The organism is Flavobacterium aquidurense, assembly GCF_002217195.1.
Taxonomy (GTDB): Bacteria; Bacteroidota; Bacteroidia; order Flavobacteriales; family Flavobacteriaceae; genus Flavobacterium; species Flavobacterium frigidimaris.
In genome coordinates, this window is the sequence record NZ_MUGR01000031.1 from 68663 (window position 1) to 92170 (window position 23508).

A 23508-nucleotide genomic window follows, 5' to 3' on the forward strand; every position below is an offset into this window, starting at 1 on the left:
AGGTTTTTAAATCTGCTTAAACTTTAACAAATGTAAACATTCGAATCAAGTTTTGAATGATATTGTAATCTTGATTCGGAAAATTTAGTGTTAAAATTAATTTATTCTTCTGTATTTTAGCCGATCCAAATCATTTGAATTACTTATGAAAATTACTACAATTACCGCTTTCTTATTTTTTATCTATAACGTAACGGCTCACTCACAAACTATTCCGGTTTATAAAATAGGCAATGAAATAAAGATTGATGGTGATTTATCAGACTGGAAAATGCCATTTTCAGGCCCTTTTGTAATTCATAATTCGGGAGAAAAAGCAACGCAAAATACCTTTGTTTCCCTTTCGTGGAATAATGAAAACCTTTACATCGCTTATCGGTCAGGAGATTCTAAAATAATTGGATACGCTCAGAAAAAAGATTCCAAAATTTTTAATACAGATGATCTGGTAGAGATTTTTATTGATCCTGACGGAGATGGTCAGAATTACGTTGAAATTGGAGTAAATGCTTTTTCATCAAATTATGATCTGTTAGTTACCTGCATTTCACCCAATTGCGGCGGATGGAAAGCTTCTTTGGCTTTTGATATAAAAGGAATGGAAACTGTAAGCAAAATAACTCCCGAAGGTTTTGATACTGAAATTAAAATTCCGTTTTCGAGCTTAGAAAAGATTAAAAATGGAAATTTCACTAAACCGGAAGCTGGAACAAAATGGAGAGGAAATACCTTTAGAATTGATTATGGTAAAACAACTGAATATCTTGCATTACAATATTATAAGAGTTTAAATCATGGATTTCATCAGCCTGAGGAATTTGCAGTTTTTGAATTTGTGGAGTAGCGTTGAGATGGCACACAGATGAAACGGATTCGCTACGCGAAGACGCGGATCTTACACGGATTTTTTATTCTTTTTTATTAATAGAAATTTTTAGCACGCTGAGCTAAGTCGAAGTCCCGCAAAGTGATTTAATAAACCGGAATTTGTATTTGTGAAGTACTTTTTTCTAATATTTAATTGATAAACTGTGGTATCAAATTAAATTTAACTTCAGAATAAGGTACATCATTACTAACTAAAAATTTAAAAACCTTATTATCTTCTTTCATTTTATAAATTTCAAATATAGACTTATTAGACTGAATATGAATGTTTTGCAAAAGCCGATCATTTAGATCTCCATAAACTTTATAAGTTTGTAAAAACATAGCAATTCCTTCTTTTAAAACTTTAGGATTAGTAAACTCTTTAGGAAGAAATATATTTATAAAAGAATCATTATCAATGTATATTTCTCCAGTACTATCATTAATTGGAGCAAAATTACCATAAGAAGTTTTTTCTAAAAACAGAATAAGTCTCTGACCGCTTTTTAATTCTTTAATCCTTGGATCGCATAACCATTCTTTCCAAATTAGAACTTTAATTTTTGAGCCAGATTTTCCTTTTACAAATTGACTTATCTCAAATTCGTATTCATTTTTTGAAACCTTAGAAATGGTTCCATCAACAATTAAATCTGCTTTTGAAATAACAATTGAATAAGGTAATTCACGTTTTTTGAATCCATAATTCAAAATTGGAAGCAAAAATAAAAACAGGCATACAAATAGTTTCATAGAATTATTCCTTTTAGCTAAAATAATACTTTTTTATTAGATTGAGCAAAGTCGAAGTTCTGAAAAGCTATTGTGTAAACATGACTTCGACTTAGCGCAGTCTGACAAGATTGTGCTGAAACAATCTTTAAAACTACTTCTGACGTTTCTTCAAAACATCAACAACATCATTCAGCTGAAAACCTTTTGCCTGAAGTAAAATCAAGTAATGAAATAACAAATCAGCGCTTTCGCTTAAGAACAAATCATCGTTATCATCTTTGGCTTCAATAACCACTTCTACTGCTTCTTCACCAACTTTTTGTGCAATTTTATTGATTCCTTTTTCGAATAACGAAGCCACATAACTTTTCTCAGAATCGGCATTCTCTCTTCTGGTTTTGATAGTATTTTCTAATTGAGAAATAAAACCGTAGTTTTCCTTGTTTTCTTCCTGCCAGCATGTGTCAGCACCAGTGTGACATGTTGGTCCCACAGGTTTTGCCTGAATTAGAAGTGTATCGCCATCGCAATCATTTTTAATATCAACAAGATTCAAAAAATTACCACTCTCCTCGCCTTTTGTCCAAAGTCTTTGTTTGGATCGGCTGAAAAAAGTTACTTTTTGTGTTTCTAGTGTTTTTTGAAGCGATTCTTCGTTCATATATCCCAACATCAGAACATTTTTTGTTTCTGAATCCTGAATAATTGCCGGAATCAATCCGTGTGCGCTTTTTATATCTATGTCCATATTTGTTTTAGATTTTAGAGTTCAGATTTTAGATTTTTTTGCACTCTGTATGTTTTTATTTTAGATTTTTAAATTAATATTTTGATTAATTATTGATATTGCAATTGGAATTTGAAATTTAAATATGATTTTTCTACAATCTTACTTCAATATCGTTATTTCTCAATTCTTCTTTCAACTTTTTTATTTCAATTTCTTTAAAGTGAAAAACACTCGCAGCCAAAGCAGCATCTGCTTTACCTACTTTAAAAGAATCTACAAAATGCTGAATATTTCCCGCACCTCCGGAAGCTATTATCGGAATATTTATCAATTGGGACAATTTAGCTAAAGCTTCATTTGCGAAACCATTTTTAGTTCCGTCATTGTCCATTGAGGTAAATAGAATTTCTCCGGCGCCACGTTCTGCGACTTCAACAGCCCAGTCGAATAAATTCAGTTCCGTTGGTACTTTTCCACCAACCAAATGCACGATCCATTGTCCGTTAATTTGTTTGGCATCGATTGCAACAACAACGCATTGACTTCCGAATTTTTGAGCCAAATCATTGATCAACTGCGGATTTTTTACTGCTGACGAATTGATCGAAACTTTATCTGCACCATTATTCAACAGAATTTCAACATCTTCCACAGATGAAATCCCGCCCCCAACAGTAAACGGAATGTTGATTTTCTCTGCCACACTTCGCACCATATTGACCAACGTTTTACGACGTTCTTCCGTAGCCGAAATATCAAGAAAAACCAATTCATCCGCACCTTCTGCCGAGTAAATTTCTGCCAGTTCAACCGGATCACCTGCATCACGCAAGTCAACAAAATTAACACCTTTTACGGTTCTTCCGTTTTTAATATCCAAACAGGGTATGATTCTTTTTGCAAGCATTTCTATTAGTTGTTTCACAAAGATTCGCAAAGATTCTCAGAGCTACGCAAAATTTTGTGAATCTTTGCGTTTAACTTTGTGCATCTTTGCGAAATTTCTATTTATTTAAAATATAGTTTTCTAATTGTTTCAAAGTAATTCTTCCTTCGTAAATCGCTTTCCCAATGATTGTACCTTCACAGCCTAATTCAGCTAATTTAGGCAATTCGTCAAAAGTCGAAATTCCACCGGAAGCGATGAGCTTTATGCCATTAGCTTCAGCTAATATTTTTTTATACAAATCAAAACTAGGGCCTTCAAGCATTCCGTCTTTTGCAATATCGGTACAAATAACATACTGAATTCCTTTTGTCTGATATTGTTGGATAAACGGTATCAAATCTTCATCTGAATCTTCTAACCAGCCGGAAATAGCCACTTTTTCATCCTTAGCGTCAGCACCCAGAATAATCTTTTCTGAACCGTACTCTGATATCCATTTTTCAAAAATTGCTCTGTTTTTCACCGCAATACTTCCGCCTGTAATCTGACTTGCACCGCTTTCGAAAGCTACTCTCAGATCATCATCTGATTTTAAACCGCCTCCAAAATCAATCTGCAGACTTGTTTGTGTTGCAATTTGTTCCAGGATTTTATAATTGACAATTTTACTAGATTTTGCACCATCTAAATCTACTAAATGCAAATATTCGATTCCGTGTGCCTCGAATGATTTCGCTACTTCAAGTGGATTTTCATTGTAAATTATTTTAGTATCATAATCCCCTTTTGACAAGCGAACACATTTTCCGTCGATGATATCTATAGCTGGTATTATTCTCATGCTTTTACTATTTTAAAGTTCAGATTTTAGATTTCTTAAAACTGATATTTTGATTGAAATTGATTTTTGATATGTTATTGCATTTGGAATTTAAATATTCGAATTTAATTTAAGAAAGTTATCTAAAATCTTCTCCCCAACAGCCCCACTTTTCTCAGGATGAAACTGTGTTCCATAAAAATTATCCTGCTTCAATGCTGATGCATATTCTAGCTCATAATTTGTTGTAGCAATGGCTTCAGCACAATTTGGAACATAAAAACTATGCACCAAATACATGAATTCATTATCCGGAATTCCTTTAAACAAATCTGATTTTAAATCATAAATCTGATTCCATCCCATTTGCGGTACTTTTACTTTTGGAGTGAATTTAATCACATCTGTATCAAAAATCCCTAAACCTTTCGTATTTCCTTCCTGTGACGAGTTACACATTAACTGCATTCCAAGGCAAATACCCAAAACCGGCTGCTTCAAATTTGGAATCAAACTGTCCAATCCGCTTTCTTTTAGCTTTTTCATCGCAGAACTGGCTTCGCCAACTCCAGGAAAAATCACTTTGTCAGCTGCCTGAATTTCTTCCGGATTATTACTTAAAACAGCTTTAAAACCAAGCCTTTCAATAGCAAACATAATGCTCTGAATATTTCCCGCCCCGTAATTTATTATTACTATTTTCATTAAAAAAACTTTAAGCTTTAAGCTCTAAGCTTTAGGCCCAATACCTATTGCTTATAGCTTAATGCGTTTCTACAACATTCCCTTCGTCGAAGGCAAAATCATTTTCTCTGTATCTCTTTTTACTGCCACTTTTATAGCTTTTGCAAAAGCTTTGAAAATCGCTTCAATTTTGTGGTGTTCGTTTGTTCCTTCGGCTTTGATGTTGATATTAGCTTTTGCACCGTCAGAGAACGATTTAAAGAAATGGTAAAACATTTCTGTTGGCATTTTGCCTACCATTTCTCGTTTGAATTCAGTTTCCCAAACCAGCCAGTTTCTTCCTCCGAAATCAATAGCAACCTGCGCTAAACAATCATCCATTGGCAAACAGAAACCGTAACGTTCTATTCCTAATTTGTTTCCTAATGCTTTGGCAAAAACTTCACCTAAAGCAATTGCAGTATCTTCAATTGTGTGGTGTTCGTCGACTTCAAGGTCGCCTTTTACCAAAATTTCCAAATCCATCTGCCCGTGACGCGCAATCTGATCTAACATATGATCAAAAAAAGCAATTCCCGTTTCGATTTTACTCTTTCCGGTTCCGTCAAGGTTTAAATCAATAAAGATATCCGTTTCATTGGTTTTACGGGTAATTGAAGCGGAACGTGCCTCCAGTTTCAAAAACTCGTAAATTTCCTTCCAGCTCATGGTTTGAAGAATAATAGTTTCGTCTAATTCTTCGCGTTTCGATGAGATTTCATTACTTCCAATCCCATCATTATCATTGATAAAAATCGCTTTTGCGCCCAGATTCTTAGCCAGTTCAATATCTGTCAAACGATCTCCCAAAACGAAAGAATTAGCCAGATCATACTCCGGATTATCAATATATTTGGTCAGCATTCCGGTTCTCGGCTTACGTGTTGGCGCATTGTCTTCAGGAAATGACCTGTCGATAAAAATATCATCAAACAAAACACCTTCATTTTCAAAAGCTTTTAAAATGAAATTTTGCGTTGGCCAAAACGTATCTTCCGGAAAACTATCGGTTCCTAATCCGTCCTGATTGGTCACCATAGCCAATTCGTAATCTAATTCATTGGCAATTTTAGCCAAATATTGAAAAGCTTTTGGGTAAAACTCTACTTTCTCCAAAGCATCTAACTGATAATTTTCAGGTTCTAACACAATCGTTCCGTCACGATCGATAAAAAGTACTTTTTTCATATTTTATTTTTTAAGAATAAAGAAGATAGAGAAAAGAGAATAGACTTTTCATTCTATTTCTAAAGTTCTTACATCCTTTTCTTTATTCTTTATTCTTATTCTGTTTTTTCTATTTCAATAACTTCAATTCTCTAATTAAAACTGCATTTTCCTCTGGGATTCCAATCGTAAAACGAAGGCAGTTTTCGCATAAAGGCTGCGTTGTTCTGTTGCGAATTACAATTCCTTTTGCTATTAATTCATCGTATCTTTTATTCGCATTATCTACTTTTACCAAGACAAAATTAGCTTCTGTTGGATATACTTTTTCAACAAAACTAACTTCCAGTAAAACTTTAAGTAACTCTTCTCTTTGCTCAATAATAGAGCTTATTTCCTGTTTTATTTTTTCTGAATCGTTTAAACGAACAATTGCTCTTTGCTGCGTTAATTCATTTACATTATACGGAGGTTTAATTTTATTCAAAACAGAAATCACAGCTTCTGAAGCATAACAAATCCCCAAACGAATTCCTGCCAGGCCATATGCTTTTGAAAGCGTTTGTGTAATTACTAAATTTGGATATTCATCAATTTCTGTCAACCAGCTTTCTCTGTCCGAAAAGTCGATATAAGCTTCATCAATTACCACCAAACCTTTAAAATTCTGAAGCAATTTCACTACACTTTCATCTGAAAAAGAATTTCCGGTTGGGTTGTTTGGCGAGCATAAAAAGATAATTTTAGTATTATCATCAACAGCATCTAAAATCTTTTCTACTTGTGGCTGAAAATCTGCCGAAAGCAAAACTTCTCTGTTTTCAACAGCATTAATATTCGCCAAAACACTGTACATTCCGTATGTTGGCGGCAATGAAATAATATTGTCAGTTTTCGGTTCACAGAAAGCCCTAAAAAGTAAATCTAATACTTCATCACTTCCGTTTCCTAATAAAATCTGACTAGACTTTACATTATTATTTTTAGCCAGAATTGCTTTAACTGAATTCTGCTGTGGATCAGGATAACGATTTACTCCATTTTGAAATGGATTTTCATTCGCGTCCAAAAAAATCATTTTGGCAGTATCAAAATCTTCAAACTCATCTCTGGCAGATGAATAAGGCTTTAATATTTTCACGTTTTCACGTGTTATGTTGTTTATATTGAATTCCATTATCGTAATTTTTAAGAAGAGTATAGAAAATAGAGAATAGACTTAATTCTATATTCTTTAATCTCTTTTCTTTATTCTATGTTCTATTTCCTTTACTCTAAACTAGCCAATCTCAACGTTACAGCATTTTTATGCGCTTGCAAACCTTCGGCTTCAGCCATAATTTCAATCGCCTTTCCTATGTTTTGAATTCCTTTTTCTGAAATTTTCTGGAAGGTCATCGATTTCATAAAACTATCTAAATTCACTCCGCTGTAATTCTTCGCGTATCCGTTTGTTGGCAATGTGTGATTGGTTCCTGAAGCATAATCCCCCGCACTTTCCGGAGTATAATTTCCAATAAAAACTGAACCTGCGTTTAAGACTCCATTGCAATAAAAATCATCAAATTCTGAACAGATAATAAAATGCTCCGGTCCGTATTCATTGATTAAATCTAATGCAATCTGATCATTTTTAACGTAAATCAATTTCGAATTTTCAATGGCCTTTTTGGCGATTTCTTTTCTTGGAAGTTCTTCAATCTGACTTTGAACCTCTTTTTCGACAGCATCTATCAATTTTTTCGAAGTCGAAACCAAAATTACCTGACTGTCTGTTCCGTGTTCTGCCTGCGACAACAAATCAGAAGCGACAAATGCCGGAACAGCTGTATCGTCAGCCACAACTAACAATTCTGAAGGTCCTGCAGGCATATCAATGGCTACTCCAAACTGAGTTGCCAATTGTTTTGCTACAGTTACAAACTGATTTCCGGGTCCAAAAATTTTATATACTTTAGGAATAGATTTGGTACCAAATGTCATTCCTGCAATCGCCTGAATACCGCCTACTTTTAAAATCTTAGTAACACCGCATAAATGAGCTGCATATAAAATCGCAGGATTTATTTTTCCCGTTTTATCCGGTGGTGAACATAAAACGATTTCCTTGCAGCCTGCAATTTCAGCAGGAACAGCCAACATCAAAACCGTTGAAAATAACGGTGCAGTTCCGCCCGGAATATACAATCCGATTTTCTGAATAGGTCTTTTCTCCTGCCAGCAATTTACTCCTTCGGTAGTTTCTATTGAGATTCTTTCGGTTTTCTGAGCCGTATGAAACTTTAATATATTGCCTTTCGCCAATTGAATCGCTTCTTTTAATTCTGTAGAAATAGAACTAACTGCTTCCTGAATTTCTTCTGGCGAAACTTCATAATTCTCTAAAGCAATCCCGTCAAAAATTGAAGTGTATTTTGCTACAGCTTCGTCTCCTTTTTTCTGAACTTCTTTGAAGATCTCTTTAACAGTAACTTCAATATCATCAATCGTTTTGGTAGGTCTTTTTAATATTTCTGACCAGGTATCTGGTTTTGGATTGTCTATTTTATTCATTGTTTTTTTGCTTTAAGCTATAGGCATTACGCCATTAGCTTTATTAACTTTGTGTTTTTTTTTAGCATAAAGCTTAAAGCTTACTGCCTAAAGCGCGCAAAGCGCATTAAAGAACCATTTTCTCAATTGGACAAACTAAAATCCCTTCGGCTCCGGCTTCTTTTAATTTATCGATTACATCCCAAAAAGTGTCTTTATCAATTACTGAGTGTACACTGCTCCATCCTTCCTGAGCCAATGGCAAAACTGTTAAGCTTCGTAAAACCGGCAAAATTTTACCAATTTCATCAATCTTATCATTTGGGACGTTCATCAGGATGTATTTTGAATTTCTGGCCCTTAAAACAGATTGTATCCTGAATTTTAAAGTATCGATGTGTTTTTGAATTTCCGGAGAAACTTTTGGTGACACTGCCAAGACAGCTTCACTTTTAAGAATTACTTCTACTTCTCTTAAATTATTTTTGAATAATGTGCTTCCGCTTGAAACAATATCTACAATAGCATCGGCAAGACCAATGTTTGGAGCAATTTCTACAGAACCTGAAATTTGGTGAATATCAACTGTTAATCCAAAAGAACTAAAGTATTCCTTTACTGTATTTGGATAAGAAGTAGCAACTCTTAAACCTGCCAGATCCTGAATAGAATTGTATTCGAATGTTTTAGGAACAGCAACAGAAACCTTGCATTTTGAAAATCCAAGTTTTTGAATTACCTCAATATGTTTTCCTTTTTCTACTAGTAGATTATCTCCAACAATAGCAAGATCTACAACTCCGTCTATTAAATATTGTGGAATATCTGAATTTCTCAGGTATAAAACTTCTAAAGGAAAATTTGAAGCTTCAGCTTTTAACTGATCGTTTCCGTTGTTGATCGAAATACCGCAATCTTTTAGAATTTGAATGCTGTCTTCGTTTAAACGACCTGATTTTTGAATTGCAATTTTTAACGTACTCATTTTTTTTTAGTTTTCTTGGATTAATAGTTTGAGTACAAAGAATTGGAATTAAAAAACCCGTTTGATGTACTCAAACGGGTTTTAAAATATGATGATTTACATGCATATCATTAACACATCGCTTGAGAGCAATAATGAAAATGATGGTGATGTAATTGAATAGAAATCATGACTTGGTTTATTTTATAATCCTTTGATTCGTTTGCAAATATACTAGTTAATTTCATAAAAAAGCAATTTTTAATTTAACTTAACGATAGTTTATTGTTAAAAAAAAGCCGTGGTACTATTTTTATTCATTTTTTTCAATTCAATATAAGGATTCTCTATTCTCATTAAACCCTAAAACAACAGTAGTTCCTACTCCTATTTCACTTTCGATTCTAAACTTGATATGAAGCAACTCTGTAATTCTTTTTACGATAGACAAACCTAATCCGGTTCCTTTTATCTCAGGATGATCCGTTGAATTGGATCTGAAAAAAGGGTTAAAAACAGATTCTAAATCCTGTTTTGCAATTCCAATTCCGTTGTCTGAAATTTTGCATACTATTTTTTCATTTTCTTTAAAAAACGAAATATCTACTTCTCCACCGTTATTGGTGTATTTAATCGCATTTGAAATAATATTTCTCAAAATTGTAATGACCAAGAAATTATCCGACTGAATATAATAATCATCCTGAGTATTCAATTTGATCTTAATATCTCTCGTATTGATCTTCTCTGTATTCAACTGTAAAACATCTAAAACTACAGCATTTAAGTACACTGATTCTGTTTTTATATTTTTACTTTGATTTTCAAAACGCGCCATTAACAGCAGCTGATCTACAAGCATATTCAAATGATCAACTTCTTTTATACAATAATCAATTTTTTCTTCATATTCCTTATTATCACGAGGTTTGCGAATCAAAACTTCAAGAGTTCCTTTAATAACGGTAAGCGGTGTTCTTAACTCATGCGATGCATCAGATGTAAATTGTTTTTCGCGTTCAATTGCATCTTCGATACGATTTAACAGGTTGTTTATTGTCTTAGAAAGCAGGTACAATTCGTCTCTTGTTTTGGGGAGCGCAATCCGTGCTTTCAGATTGTCTTTTGTGATAATCTTCGACGTATTTATGATGGCATTTATTGGTTTTATACTTCTGCCTGCAAAAAAACGGGCGATAAAAAATAACAATAATAAGATTCCCAGAAAAGACAAGCACATTATATCAAACAAATTATTCAATACCATTTTTGAATCTGCCAGGGACATAGCTACAATTACGTATCCTATTTTTTTGCCTTTCAGATGAAGCGGGACCTGAATTTGCCTGATCGCATGATCGCCCATTTTGGTGTCGAACAACTCAAAGTCTGCCACGGAATCATTAAATTCAAGTGTTTGTGTTTTTAGATTGGGTGCTTTTTCGATAATCTTCTTATTTACATCCAAAAACTGTACAAATACAGGATTTACATCTACAGTATTATGTTCGCGTTCGTTCCATTCTTCTTCATCAATAAGGATTACTTTACCATCGACTTCTTTAATCTCTTCAAGATGATTCTCGATTTCGACTTTAATTTTCTCATCGATATGACTGTAAACGGTGTGTTTTACGATAGAATATATAACCGAAAAAACCGCTACAATCAACAATCCTGTAGTGACGATATAGTTTAGGGCAATTCTATTTTTAAAGGACAGTTGCAACATTTATAAGTCGTTAGCGATATAACCAATACCGCGAATTGTTTTAATATAATCTTCTTCAATTTTCAAATTGAGTTTTTTTCTTATCGCATTCATAAAAACATCAATTACTCCGGTATCGTACTCAAAATTAATCTCCCACACGTCTTTTAGGATTTGGTTTCTAGTACACACTTTTCCTTTGTTCTGAATTAAATATTTCAACAATTCAAATTCACGCTGCGTAAGTGCTATTTCCTCGTCGTTCTTTAAAACAATATGTTTCGATAAATCAACTTTAATAGTTCCTAACGTTAAAAGCTCTGATCCTTTTTGATTTCTAAAATGAATTTTAATGCGTTCTACCAATTCCTCAAAACTAAAAGGTTTTTTGATATAATCATTAGCTCCTGCTTTTAATCCTTCGATAGTTTCCTGAACCGTATCTTTTGCAGTTAAAAAAATAATGGGCGTTTTTTGATCTTTAATCCGGATTGCTTTACACAAGTCTAAACCATTAATTTTAGGAAGCATCCAATCAAGTAAGATTAAATCAAAGTGTTGTTCCTGAATTAATTCAAAACCTTTCGATCCATCATTTGCGGTAGTAATCTGATATCCTTCTTCTTGCAGGCCCTGCTGCAAAAACTGAACAATACCTAACTCATCTTCAACTATTAAAATGTGCATTTACTAATTTAATTTAAGATTAAAATTGAAATTTTATTCGTTCAAAGATAAAAATTTTGAAACCATAAAACTCCCTATTTTGTAAGAATAATATAAAAAACACTATCTTAAGTGAATATTAAGATAAAGTTAAGTAAGGTAAAAGTAGAACTTAATCAGGAACTAATGTATACCGATTAATTTTGCAGTAAAAAATAACTCCATGAATTTTTATAAGAAACTCACTCCATTTTACAATCTTGCTTTATTCTACTTCGTTGTAAGTTTTATCTTGCGAGTTGTTTTATTTTTTCATCCTATCACCCAAAGTTCTTTTACTTTTTTTGAAAGCCTGAAAATCTTCTCGTTGGGACTTATCTCAGACTTCTTTGTTTTTGTAGTGGCGAGCGTTTTTCTGTGGCTGTACCTTATTTTTATTTCAAATTCAAAATACAACAAACCATCAGGTTACATTATTCTGGGCGTTTTACTAATTCTGTTTATATACGTTGCTTCCGGCAAAAGTATCATTACAGAATATGGCGGCGCATTGCCTAATATTGTCCTGATTTTTATCGGAATCAAAACAGCGCTTTTTGCTCTTTTACTTTTTCTGCCAAAATTGAGAAATAAAATCAGGTATTGGTTATTTGCTTTTGTTATCTTTTTATACGTTTTACTAATTCTGCAAAACGGTCTAAGCGAATATTTCTTTTGGAATGAATTTGGCGTAAAATATAATTTTATTGCGGTAAACTATCTGATTTACACCAATGAAGTTATCGGGAATATCATGCAATCCTATCCCGTGATTCCTCTATTTTCTGCCTTGTTTCTGATAACTGGAATTTTTACTTATTTTATATTAAAAAGATCCGGAAACTACATAGAAAGTATCCCGACTTGTATTGAGAAGCTAAAAATTAGCGGCATTTATATTGTTTTGTTTGTTATTTCTTTGATTGCCATACCTCTATTGGTAAAAACGGAAAACTCTAAAAACGTATTTGTCAATGAATTACAGGCAAATGGATTGTATAAATTTTATCTGGCTTTTGAGAACAATAAGCTCGATTATTTTGAATTTTACAAAACACTTCCAAATAAGGAAGCTTTCAAAATCCTAAAACAACAGTTTCCGACGATCTCAGGACAAACTACTCAACGAACAATCGCCTCGGATTCTGCTGAAAATCGTAAAAATGTAGTTTTAATTACAATAGAAAGTTACAGCGCAGAGTTCATGAAAATGTATGGAAACGAACAAAATATAACTCCTTTTCTGGACAGCCTTGCGCAAAAAAGTTTGCAATTCACGAATTTATATGCAGCCGGAAACAGAACTGTGCGCGGACTTGAAGCTGTGACTTTATGCTTGCCTCCTACTGCCGGAGAAAGTGTACTAAAAAGAGAGGATAATAAAAACAAGTTTTCGACCGGAGCAATTTTTAAACAAAAAGGCTACAATGTAAAATTTATGTACGGCGGAGATGCTTTCTTTGATAATATGCAGGATTTCTATTCCGGTAATGGTTATCAGATTGTAGACAAATCAAGTTTTTCTCCTGAAGAAATTACATTTTCGAATGTTTGGGGAGTTTGTGACGAAGACATGTACAATAAAGCAATTAAAATCATGAATGCAGAAGCAAAGAAAAACAAACCATTCTTTAATCATATCATGACAGTCAGCAATCACAGACCTTTTACATATCCTAATGATAAAATTGATATTCCCGGAGATATTAAATCCCGTGATGGAGGTGTAAAATACACCGATTATTCGCTGAGAAAATTCTTTGAGATGGCAAGCAAACAACCATGGTTCAAAAATACAATTTTTGTAATTGTTGCCGATCATTGTGCATCAAGTGCCGGAAAAACAGAACTTCCGTTAGACAAATACAGAATTCCTGCCTTTATTTATGATCCGGCCGGAAAACCTGAAAAGCACAATCAGCTCATGTCACAAATTGATCTTATGCCTACTGTTTTCGGATTGTTACATTTTAGTTATGAAAGCAAGTTTTTCGGGCAGGATGTTTTAAAATCCGATTATAAACCAAGGGCTTTTATTGCGACTTATCAGGATTTAGGTTTAATAAAGGATAATGTTTTGACTATTTTATCCCCTAAACAACAAGTAAAACAGTTTGATTTGCAAGTAAACAATAAACCTGGTATTGCGCCCGAATATCAAATTGATTATAATGAAATCCCGATGAAAACAGAAAGAACGGATTTGATAAACGAAACTATTTCTTTCTATCAAACAGCTTCGGATATGTTGAAATATAAGAAATACCAGAAGTAGATTGCGCTTAAAAATTCAAAAATTAAATTCCAAAAGCATCGAATAAATCCGAAAAATGATGTTGAACCGGCATGAGGGTGACTCGGGCTTAACTGATTTACACGGGTTTCATTTTTCGCAATATCATGTACATTATCTTTCGTCTTTTGATTAGAGATTCTGTAAAAACAAGTGCCATAGCCCTGATGGAAGCGGTATCCTTTTATTTTTTTTCTTTAGAAAAATAAAAGATACAAGTGTACAGCAGGAACAGCTCCTAAATATTTCACTGCGATTGTAAAAAAACTAAAAAAGCCTCAAATTCAAATGAATCTGAGGCTTTTTATTTAAATCATGCTGAGACTAAAAACTGTCTTAGTCGTTCTGATTTTTCATTCCAAACAAGTCTCCTTGCTGAAACAGTTTTAAATCATCTTTTAGAGCCTGGTTATTTCTTTGTGTAACTGCCGGCGCATCTAAATCACTTAAATCAGGTTTTCCTGCATTTACCCACGCAGTATACCAGAAACTTGCAGTTGCTGTAATGGCTTTTTTCATTTGATTTTCAACCATTCCGTTTAAGTCTTTGTGCAATTTCTTAGCGTATTCATCAGAGAAAACTGCTGAATTGTATTTGCTTTTCACGACTTTTCCATCAGCATCCATTTTAAAAACCTGATTTTCAGGAGTTGACGTTCTAAGTTTTTTATCGATGTCTAATAACGGCTGAACCAAACTATGTGTATCATTAATCATATCCCAGGTTGCTTTATGAACATCTTCATAATATTGTGCCTGTGGAACATTTAATTTGTAATTTTTAGCAAATAACTCAGGAAGTCTGCTTTCCCAAAGTGAGTGAATTCCTTTTTGATCACTCAATTGTCCGTCGTGATTCGCAGAAGTATGCAATGGCATGTGCGCATCACCTATGTAATGACCTAAGTCTGCAGCAAGAAATAAAATCTCAGCTCTGTTTTTATCTTTAAAAGCTTTGGTTAATTTTACCATCATATCTTCGATATACCAAGGTAAAATACCGTTATCATTCAGGAATTTAGCATCGTACTTTTTCTTTGCTGCTTCTAAAGTTTGTGGAATACTGTCTACAGCACCAAAATTCTCCATATCAAAATAGTGTCTTGGATTTTCGTCTTTGTAATTCAGGGCATATTTACGAATATCCGGCACAGAAGCTTCCTGTGTAATAAAATCGATGTGATTGTAGAAGAAAATCTGAAGTGAACGTGGCAAAGCCATTACTGCAGCTTTATTAATACGCTCATGGCCAACGATTCCCCATGATAATGTCAAAAATCCAATAGCTAATGCGAAAAATGCGATTACTGTTGGCTTCATTCTAAAGTTTTTCATTTGTATTTTGTTTGAGATGCAAATTTATTTCATTTAAAGCGAATTCAAAACAATAGTCGGCATTATTGTTATAATTTAATTTTTCTATGCCTTGCCGGCAATAAGTCCTTATTGAAAGTTTCTTCGTAAATTCGTCTTTGATTTACATAAAATCTTACTATATGAGCCTGATCCGTTTTGGCATTCTTTTCTTATTCTTCACTTCGATTTGCTCTGCACAAGAGGACATACAATTAAAAAGCGTTAGTGATACTATTATAGATACTAAAAGAACGCTACAGCTGCCTGATCCACTAGACGGAGTAAAAACGATGCAGAAATTATTTCCCGGGAGATTATACAAGCTTTCCGATAATAACACTTTTTTGAGCTGGAAATGCAAAACCTGTAAACCTGCTGCTTATACCGACGTTAACGGTGTCGAAGGCGATCAGCTTTTTCCTTATAAAGAAGGTGTTGCTACAAGACTTCTTGAAAATATAAATTACACAGATTCGAAAGGCAATCAGTTTAAATTATTGTTTTTTAATCACTCTGATTACGATGCCGACGGAGCACAAACCGGAAGATTTTCAGGAGGTTTAGTTGGTGTTGCCAAGTTTGCAAAAAATGATAATGTTTGGCAAATGAGATCTTTTCAGCCTGCAATTGCTGCTTTTGGTGCGTTCTCGAGAGCTCCCTCTCCCAAACTGGTAGAAATTGGCGATGATCAGTATGCTTTTACATTAGTACATTCAAATGGTGGTGCCGGTGCTCCGTATTACGATTATCTGTATTTGATAGTTGGTTTTAGTGGAAAGTATCAACCACTAATGGAAGTAGATAATTATGGATTATCAAATACCGGAGGTGGTACCAGTTGGTCAAGTTCTTATAAAGTAGTAAAAGATTCTAATAAAAAATACTTTAGGGATTTTATCATTACAACCAGCGGATTTTACCGCCAATCAAAAGGCGGAGATGATGAGTATGAAGTTGATATGCCGGCAGAAGTCAGCGAAATGGCCAAAACAAAAAAACAGTTTAATTTCACCATAGAAAAACATCTTTCTTTTAAAGGGAAATGGTATAATATTGTGGGCAAACCCATTGTGAAATTTTCAAATATAAAATAGTCCCTTATACTTAATTGAGATATAAAATTGAAGCCAAGCCTAAACCGGCAATAAAGATCCAAAGAAAAACTCCCTGAAGTAACGGCTTTACTCCTACTGCTTTTAGCGTATTTATATTTAAAGTAGCTCCTATTAAAAATAAAGTGATTGTGAGTCCAATTTTAGCAACATCAACAATAAATGGCGCAACAATTGCAGTCGCAGGAACATATGAATTGAAAAGCATTGCCAGAATAAACAAACCTATGAAGTAAGGAATCTTGATTTTTTGAGATTTATTTTTGAAAACTGCAGCTGTTAGCAAAGAAATTGGTATAATCCATAAAGCTCTGGCTAATTTTACGGTTGTTGCGATTTGTAAAGCTTCTGCACCGTATTTATTCGCAGCGCCAACAACTGAACTTGTATCGTGAATAGCAATAGCACACCATAAACCAAACTCTTTTTGAGACAAATCAAGTTGATGTCCGATAAATGGGAAAACAAATAATGCTATTGAATTTAAAATAAAAATAACTCCCAAGGCAATTGAGGTCTGATTCTCGTTTGATTTAATTACCGGTGAAATCGCAGCAATTGCACTTCCTCCGCAAATAGCTGTTCCGCAAGAAATTAAGTGTGATGTTTTTCTATCCGTTTTTAACCATTTCCCTAAAAATGTACCCAATATTAAAGTACTGAAAATCGAGAATATTGTGAGTAGAAAACCTTCTTTTCCGGCTGAAATTGCATTCGAAGCATTCATTCCAAACCCTAAACCAATTACTGAAAACTGCAATAAATATGTAATTGCCGTATGATTGAAGGCTACAAATGGATTACCGAAAACATTCACCATAACAACACCTGACAATAATGCAATTGGTGGAGAAATGACAGAAAATAAACACAGTACTATTATTAAAATAAAAATAGCCTGTTGCATATAAAGATTAACTTCCAGTAAATGTGCCGATGAGTGTTGTTTTGTTTTCAAAATAATGAATTTGATATTTCTCTACAAAGGTCTGCTGTTTTTGCCGTAATCACCAATCGTAAATTGCAATCGCCTATAACTATAAGTTATAATAGTCGCCTATAGTCTGAATAAAAAGTTCTGATAAGGAATCCGATTTACCGAGCAAAGTAATGATATAAAAATACCTTTCTATAGATAAATGCTCAACATCCAGAACTATGAGTTCATTATTCTTAAGCTCCTTATCTACTGCATGTATTGACATAAAAGCAAAACAATCAGAATTTAGCAGATACGATTTTATACTTTCTGTAGATCCTAATTGCATTTCGATTTGCAAATCAGTTATTTTTACGTCTACTTGTTTCAAAGCAAATTCTATAACTTCAAGTGTTCCGGAACCGCGTTCTCGAGTGACAAATTTCATAAGTTTCAGATCTTCCAGCAAAATCTCCTGCTGCTTTACTAAAGGATTTTTAGTATTACAAACCAAAACCAATTCATCTTTGAGAAACGGTATGTATTTAATCGATTGATTTTTAGACTGCCCCTCTACAATTCCAATTTCGATTTCTTTGTTGATCAAGGCATTTTCGATTTGCTCTGTATTGCCATTTACCAAATTGACTTTTATATCTTTTTGTTTTTGATGAAAGCGCGCCAAAACGGGAGGAATAATGTATTGCGAAATTGTAGTACTGGCTCCCAACCTTAACAATCCCTGACGTTCATTAATGAAAGAACTCATGTCAAAGTCGATTTTCCGATAGATTTCGAAAATATTTTTAGTGTGTTTTAGTAAAATTGCTCCGGCTGGGGTTAACGCAATTTTAGAACTATTGCGTTCAAAAAGCTTTATCTTATAAGTTTCTTCTAATTCCTGAATATGCTTAGAAACAGCGGGTTGTGTAATATATAATTCGGCTGCAGCTTTGGTAAAGCTCAGTCTATTTGCAACAGCAGAAAATACTTTTAGCCTAAAATCCATAATCATAAATTTTTAATTTGTAATCCACTTTCCTACACAATATTTCTTGCAATAAAATAATTTATAAAAAAAGTTCAGGTCGATACTCAAAATGCATTGTGTCATAATGTTTCCAATTTCCTCCCCAAATAAAGCCGTATTTTTCAAAAATTGAAACTAGCTTCAGGGGAATTTGATTTCTATATGAAAGATTAGCTTCTTCATTTTTACATTTACAATCCCATTGCCAATAATTGGAATTTTTGACATTAATATCTATAGTCATTCCATAACTATGCATACTCAATCTGTTTGTTCCTGAAATTTTTCTCCAACTAAATGTACCTCCAATACCATTAATATATTTTTTAAATTCTGGATTATTATCTAATTCTGCCGAGAGTTTTTTTACAATTTTATCAATTCCATTTACGGTTGTTACTTTTATTTTTTGATTGACTAATTTTGGGCACCAAATAATTTCAGTCATTTTTGATTCAACTTCTGATTTTGAATTTCCGTAAATTTTCTTAAAAAAAGCTTCATTTCGAATTCTTCCTGCATCTTCCTTTGGAATTAAATTCTTATTTGCTTTAGTATAAACAAACCTAAATTGATCCTCAATATCTGGATTTCCTAACAATTCTTGATTCGTTTTATTTTTAAAATCATCATAAATCAAATTTGATTTATCACTAAAAATAATTTTATTATCTTTAAAACCAACAACTTGATCCGGGTATGCTTTAATTAATTTTTGAATATTCAATGGAATTTCTTGAGAAAAAACATTTTGGAATATAAGGAATAAAAAAAGGAATCGTTTCATTTAAAAACGTTTTAATTGTGAAGAACTAAAAGTCCATTCGGGTGTTTTGAGAGAGGTTCCGAAATCGACAGCGTACCAAGGACTCAACGAACTATTATTTGGATTTTTTAATATTTGAATTTCCTGTGCTGGCATATAGCTTTGTGCTAAAAGCATAATTTTTTGGTTATTTTTTGGATTCACAGCTACATCAACAACAATAACAGCGTGACCTGGAAAGCCTCCTTTTATAAAAACATCTCCAATTTTTATGTCTAATGCATTAATTGATTTCAGTTCTTTTTCTAAAGAAGCAGTTCCTGCGTACATAAAAACCGTCTCTAAATATTTCCAATAGGTTTGATAACTGTCAGATGGTTTTGCAGTTTTAACCCAACTGGTTTTGTTGCCTTTAATTGCAATTCTGTAACCTTCGACCCATTTGCTAAAATCAACACGAAAACCATTTGTGAAATTAAAATGTATTTTATCGTACTGTTTTTGGCTATAAAAATAATCCGCTCGCAAACGCATCACGGCATCAGCACATTGATGCAAATCCTGTTTCCCTATGGGTAAATCCACAACTGCTTCATAAACGTTTCGATTTGATTTTGTAGTTCCATCAAAATACAAAACATCTGAACCTAAAGGTTTTAATGGAATATTTCGCAAAAAAAATGCAAACGAAGTTTTAGATTCCTCTTCTCTCACAAATCCCTGAGGTAGTTGAAAACGTTGCTGAATCGTGTTTCCCAAAAGATTGCTTTTGTTAGTGTTATTTGTCTTTGAAAATGAAAAAAAACAAAAAAACACTATCGAAATTGCTACAATAAACAAGAATTTAACTTTCATAATTTGGACTTTTAATTCATAACCACAAGATTACAAAAAGCTAGAAGGAATTAGATTGTATTTCGATTACAACAATCCATTGTATTTTCTAACAAACCATTCCGCTGTCAATACAATAGCAATCAAAATCAGCAGCCAAACCCAATCAATTAAAGGTGTTTTGGTTGAAACGTTTTTTTCTATCGATTTATATTCCTTATTTTCCAGAAGGTGCTGTATCAAATCATCTTCCTGATCTTCAAAAAACGCTTTACCATTGGTTTGTAGCGCCAATTGTTTCAGTTTTATAACATCCGGATTCACAAATTGTTTTTCGATATCAAAATCTAAAATTTCAAAATGACTTGAATATGAGGTGTTCGTATTCAATTCTTTTACCGTAAAATTATATTTACCTGTAGACAATCCGTCCAGATTTACTGCAAAAGAATTATTTCCTTTTAGCAAATCGTAGTTTTTGGCTTGTTTTGTTTGAGCGTTTGTAACGGTGATTGTAAGCCTCGCTTTTTCGTCGAACTCATAATTTTTATTGAAGTACTGCGCATTGATCACAATTGCTTCTCCTGAATTATAAAAGCTTTCGTGGGTTACGACCAACGATTTTTTTGAAGTTGTCGAAGCCAGATACTGAATTATCTTATCTATAAAAACATCATATTTTTCAAATGACTGATTGTCGATATGGCTCTGCAAACGCCATTTCCAGCTGTTTTCTCCTAAAAGAAAAGCCGTTCTTTTTCCCTGATTTTCTGTAAAAGCCAGTAAAGGTGCATTAGTGGCAACGTTTCTGATTTTTGAAGAAAGTAAAACAGACACGTTTCCGTTTGTAGTAATCGTTCCGAATAAATTTTCTAATGGAGGAAAATTTTCGAAACCAATATTGTCAATCGCAAACAAATTAAACTGAGATTGAAATTCTGATAAATAATCTTCTCTTTGTCCGCTCATTTTAAAAACCAAACTGTTTTGTTGTTGGTTCAGAAAATTAAAATCGGTATTATTTCCTGTGATAATAAACGTATTGGTCCCTGCTAACTTATTATTATCAAAAATGGCTTTAAAAGCCGAAGTTGGCTGATACAAAACTAAAACAGACACATCTTGTAATTGATTAATATCATTTGGTTTAACCAATATTACTTTACGTTGTGCATTAACTTCTATAGAGCGTTTTAGCGCTGCAATATCCGGATGATTTATAGCAGAAACTATTGCAATAGTAGACTTTTGGTCAATAACTTCAACGGCAAAATTCTTGATATTATTGTAACTGTTTTTTTCTTTTGAACCGGATGAAATACTGGCTTTAAAAATTTGCAATCCTACTTTATCTGCAGGCAAAAGCAAATTAACGGCAGCTGTTTTTTTGGAAGCTGAGAAAGAAACTTTTTCTTTCGCAACAACTGTGTTTCCTTGTGTAATGATGAATTCGGCATTTGCATTTTTATCTCCGGCATATTGTAGAAAAACTTCAACGGGAAATTTATTTTTATGAAATGCGTACTTGTTTACATTAAGCTGATTTATTTTTAAATCCAGAAAAGTGGTTGTATCTCCTACAACCAAAGGATAAACTTTATTGACAGGATCAAAACGATATACATAATCGTTTCCTGTAGTTTGATTTCCGTCAGTAATAATAACTGTTGGAAAAATCAAATTTTTGTTGATGTTTTTCAGGTTTTTGGCAACTTCATCAAGATTGGTTTGCTTTCCTTTAAAGTCAAATTTGTCTGAAGGTTTGAAATCTGCATCAAATTGATAGGATTGAATTTCAAATTTTTCTTTAAGTGCAGGATTTGAAATTAATTTTTGGTATAATTCCGCTACTTTTTTATCTGATTTTAAAACCGTAATTGAACTTGAATTATCTACCGCAATTGCTAAAGGTGTTTTAGTGATTTGCAGCGAATTTTTAGTCATTATTGGATTTATCAATAAAACCAATAAACCAAAAATAGCCAGAAAACGTAAAAAAGCCAAAAACCAAACCACTTTGGATTTGTTTTTGGCTTTAAAGAAATATTGAAAATACGATAACCCACCCGCTATTACTAAAGAAAGTAATAATAATAGAATCGTGTTTGTAGTCATATTTTATTTAGTTTGTAGTTTTTAGCCTTTAGTTTAGGATTGCAGAACAACAAACCATAAACAAATTAACTTTTTAAGTAAGCATTCCTCCGCAAACATTAAGTACTTGTCCTGTAACATAAGCACTCATGTCTGAAGCTAAGAAAAGACATGCATTGGCTACATCTTCTACAGTTCCGCCACGTTTTAACGGAATTCCGTCTCTCCATCCTTTTACTACATCTTCCGGTAATTTTGCCGTCATCTCAGTTTCGATAAAACCTGGAGCAATTGCATTGCAACGAATATTACGTGAACCTAATTCTAGTGCTACAGATTTTGTAAAACCAATTGCACCGGCTTTAGAAGCTGCATAATTTGTTTGCCCCGCGTTTCCGGAAACTCCAACAACAGAACTGATATTAATGATAGATCCTGCTCGTTGCTTTAAGAAAGTCTTCTGAATTGCTTTTGTCATATTAAATACAGACTTCAAATTGACATCAATAACCTGGTCAAAGTCAGCCTCAGACATACGCATTAGCAAATTATCTTTTGTAATTCCGGCATTGTTTATTAAGATATCAACTGTTCCGAAATCAGCCAAAACAGCATCAACGAAAGTTTGTGCTTCATTAAAATCGGCCGCATTCGACTGGTATCCTTTTGCTTTTACTCCTAAACCGTTCAACTCCGCTTCTAAGGCCTGAGCTGATTCTACAGATGAGCTATAAGTAAAAGCTACATTTGCACCATGTTTAGCAAAAACTTCAGCAATTCCTCTTCCAATTCCACGACTAGCGCCTGTAATAATGGCAACTTTTCCTTCTAGTAATTTCATATTCAAAATTAATTTTAATATTTATTTGTAGCTAATCCCGATATCCGCTATATTTTTTTCCTTGCTAAAAAGCCACAAAAATATATTGCATTTATCAGGGCTATGAATGACTTGTCAAATATATGATAATTCCCTTTTTAAAAAAATAACAATTGCAATAACCTTTCAAGAAAAACCAAAACTTATAATAGCAAAACATTTTGAACTAAAAAAGCAACTCACATTGAGTTGCCCTTTCTTCAAAATAAAAATTGAAACTAACTTTTTGGTTCTTGAATCAGATCAGTATGTAACCCGAAATAAATAGTAACCATAATATATTTTAAATATATTTTTTTTGTTATAAAAAAACAATTATAAGTAATACTGCCATAAGACGACCAAAAAATGAGTTCGGTGATCTTTCTTGTCTATAAT

21 protein-coding genes are annotated in these 23508 nt (G+C 33.2%); 3 read left to right on the top strand and 18 right to left on the bottom strand.

Annotation, left to right across the window (positions count from 1 at the left end):
- Positions 1-145: 145 nt before the first annotated feature.
- Entirely contained in the window at positions 146-844 is a 699-nt protein-coding gene (locus tag B0A67_RS16305) for a carbohydrate-binding family 9-like protein (protein WP_072963432.1), read from the top strand.
- A gap of 173 nt (positions 845-1017) precedes the next feature.
- Here B0A67_RS16305 and B0A67_RS16310 read toward each other — a convergent pair whose 3' ends face one another.
- The 11 genes from B0A67_RS16310 to B0A67_RS16360 all read right to left on the bottom strand — a co-directional run bounded on the left by B0A67_RS16310 (position 1018) and on the right by B0A67_RS16360 (position 11828).
- On the bottom strand, positions 1018-1623 hold the full coding sequence (locus tag B0A67_RS16310) for a hypothetical protein (protein ID WP_072963436.1): 606 nt from the start codon (positions 1621-1623) through the stop codon (positions 1018-1020).
- 133 nt (positions 1624-1756) lie between these two features.
- On the bottom strand, positions 1757-2353 hold the full coding sequence (gene hisIE / locus B0A67_RS16315) for a bifunctional phosphoribosyl-AMP cyclohydrolase/phosphoribosyl-ATP diphosphatase HisIE (RefSeq protein ID WP_072963439.1): 597 nt from the start codon (positions 2351-2353) through the stop codon (positions 1757-1759).
- 133 nt (positions 2354-2486) lie between these two features.
- Positions 2487-3242 carry an imidazole glycerol phosphate synthase subunit HisF gene (hisF, locus tag B0A67_RS16320; protein ID WP_072963443.1) on the bottom strand — a complete coding sequence of 252 codons (756 nt, stop codon included), beginning with the start codon at positions 3240-3242 and terminating at the stop codon, positions 2487-2489.
- 97 nt (positions 3243-3339) lie between these two features.
- Positions 3340-4065 carry a 1-(5-phosphoribosyl)-5-[(5-phosphoribosylamino)methylideneamino]imidazole-4-carboxamide isomerase gene (gene hisA / locus B0A67_RS16325; RefSeq protein WP_072963446.1) on the bottom strand — a complete coding sequence of 242 codons (726 nt, stop codon included), beginning with the start codon at positions 4063-4065 and terminating at the stop codon, positions 3340-3342.
- Positions 4066-4155: 90 nt separating this feature from the next.
- The gene (gene hisH, locus B0A67_RS16330; RefSeq protein WP_072963450.1) at positions 4156-4749 is read right to left on the bottom strand and encodes an imidazole glycerol phosphate synthase subunit HisH; all 594 of its coding nucleotides are present in this window, start codon (positions 4747-4749) and stop codon (positions 4156-4158) included.
- A gap of 69 nt (positions 4750-4818) precedes the next feature.
- A complete protein-coding gene (gene hisB / locus B0A67_RS16335) occupies positions 4819-5955 on the bottom strand; it encodes a bifunctional histidinol-phosphatase/imidazoleglycerol-phosphate dehydratase HisB (RefSeq protein WP_072963453.1) in 1137 nt (378 codons plus the stop codon).
- A 109-nt stretch (positions 5956-6064) separates the two neighbouring features.
- Positions 6065-7111 carry a histidinol-phosphate transaminase gene (gene hisC / locus B0A67_RS16340; RefSeq protein WP_072963457.1) on the bottom strand — a complete coding sequence of 349 codons (1047 nt, stop codon included), beginning with the start codon at positions 7109-7111 and terminating at the stop codon, positions 6065-6067.
- Between the two features lie 92 nt (positions 7112-7203).
- Positions 7204-8487 (bottom strand): histidinol dehydrogenase, encoded by a 1284-nt coding sequence (gene hisD, locus B0A67_RS16345; protein ID WP_072963460.1) that lies wholly within the window; start codon positions 8485-8487, stop codon positions 7204-7206.
- Positions 8488-8593: 106 nt separating this feature from the next.
- Positions 8594-9451, bottom strand: coding sequence for an ATP phosphoribosyltransferase (hisG, locus tag B0A67_RS16350; RefSeq protein WP_072963464.1), 858 nt, complete (start codon positions 9449-9451; stop codon positions 8594-8596).
- Between the two features lie 310 nt (positions 9452-9761).
- Positions 9762-11162: a sensor histidine kinase gene (locus tag B0A67_RS16355; RefSeq protein WP_072963467.1), complete on the bottom strand. Its 1401-nt coding sequence runs from the start codon at positions 11160-11162 to the stop codon at positions 9762-9764.
- A complete protein-coding gene (locus B0A67_RS16360; RefSeq protein ID WP_072963469.1) occupies positions 11163-11828 on the bottom strand; it encodes a response regulator transcription factor in 666 nt (221 codons plus the stop codon).
- Positions 11829-12030: 202 nt separating this feature from the next.
- On the opposite strand from B0A67_RS16360, the gene B0A67_RS16365 reads away from it, so the two are divergent.
- Entirely contained in the window at positions 12031-14121 is a 2091-nt protein-coding gene (locus B0A67_RS16365; RefSeq protein ID WP_072963472.1) for an LTA synthase family protein, read from the top strand.
- A 354-nt stretch (positions 14122-14475) separates the two neighbouring features.
- On the opposite strand, the gene B0A67_RS16370 is transcribed toward B0A67_RS16365, so the two are convergent.
- The gene (locus B0A67_RS16370) at positions 14476-15474 is read right to left on the bottom strand and encodes a zinc dependent phospholipase C family protein (RefSeq protein WP_072963475.1); all 999 of its coding nucleotides are present in this window, start codon (positions 15472-15474) and stop codon (positions 14476-14478) included.
- Positions 15475-15635: 161 nt separating this feature from the next.
- Between B0A67_RS16370 and B0A67_RS16375 the strand changes: the two genes are divergently transcribed.
- Complete coding sequence (locus B0A67_RS16375; RefSeq protein ID WP_072963478.1) at positions 15636-16589, top strand: hypothetical protein; 954 nt, start codon at positions 15636-15638, stop codon at positions 16587-16589.
- A 10-nt stretch (positions 16590-16599) separates the two neighbouring features.
- On the opposite strand, the gene B0A67_RS16380 is transcribed toward B0A67_RS16375, so the two are convergent.
- The 6 genes from B0A67_RS16380 to fabG form a co-directional block, all read right to left on the bottom strand.
- Positions 16600-17565, bottom strand: a complete 966-nt coding sequence (locus tag B0A67_RS16380; RefSeq protein ID WP_072963481.1) for a YeiH family protein — start codon at positions 17563-17565, stop codon at positions 16600-16602.
- A gap of 79 nt (positions 17566-17644) precedes the next feature.
- The gene (locus tag B0A67_RS16385; RefSeq protein WP_072963484.1) at positions 17645-18535 is read right to left on the bottom strand and encodes a LysR family transcriptional regulator; all 891 of its coding nucleotides are present in this window, start codon (positions 18533-18535) and stop codon (positions 17645-17647) included.
- 61 nt (positions 18536-18596) lie between these two features.
- On the bottom strand, positions 18597-19343 hold the full coding sequence (locus tag B0A67_RS16390) for a M15 family metallopeptidase (protein ID WP_072963487.1): 747 nt from the start codon (positions 19341-19343) through the stop codon (positions 18597-18599).
- Complete coding sequence (locus B0A67_RS16395; protein WP_072963490.1) at positions 19344-20177, bottom strand: DUF4846 domain-containing protein; 834 nt, start codon at positions 20175-20177, stop codon at positions 19344-19346.
- A 66-nt stretch (positions 20178-20243) separates the two neighbouring features.
- Positions 20244-22271, bottom strand: coding sequence for a hypothetical protein (locus B0A67_RS16400; protein ID WP_072963492.1), 2028 nt, complete (start codon positions 22269-22271; stop codon positions 20244-20246).
- Between the two features lie 73 nt (positions 22272-22344).
- Complete coding sequence (gene fabG / locus B0A67_RS16405) at positions 22345-23091, bottom strand: 3-oxoacyl-[acyl-carrier-protein] reductase (RefSeq protein ID WP_055092310.1); 747 nt, start codon at positions 23089-23091, stop codon at positions 22345-22347.
- Positions 23092-23508 lie beyond the last annotated feature (417 nt).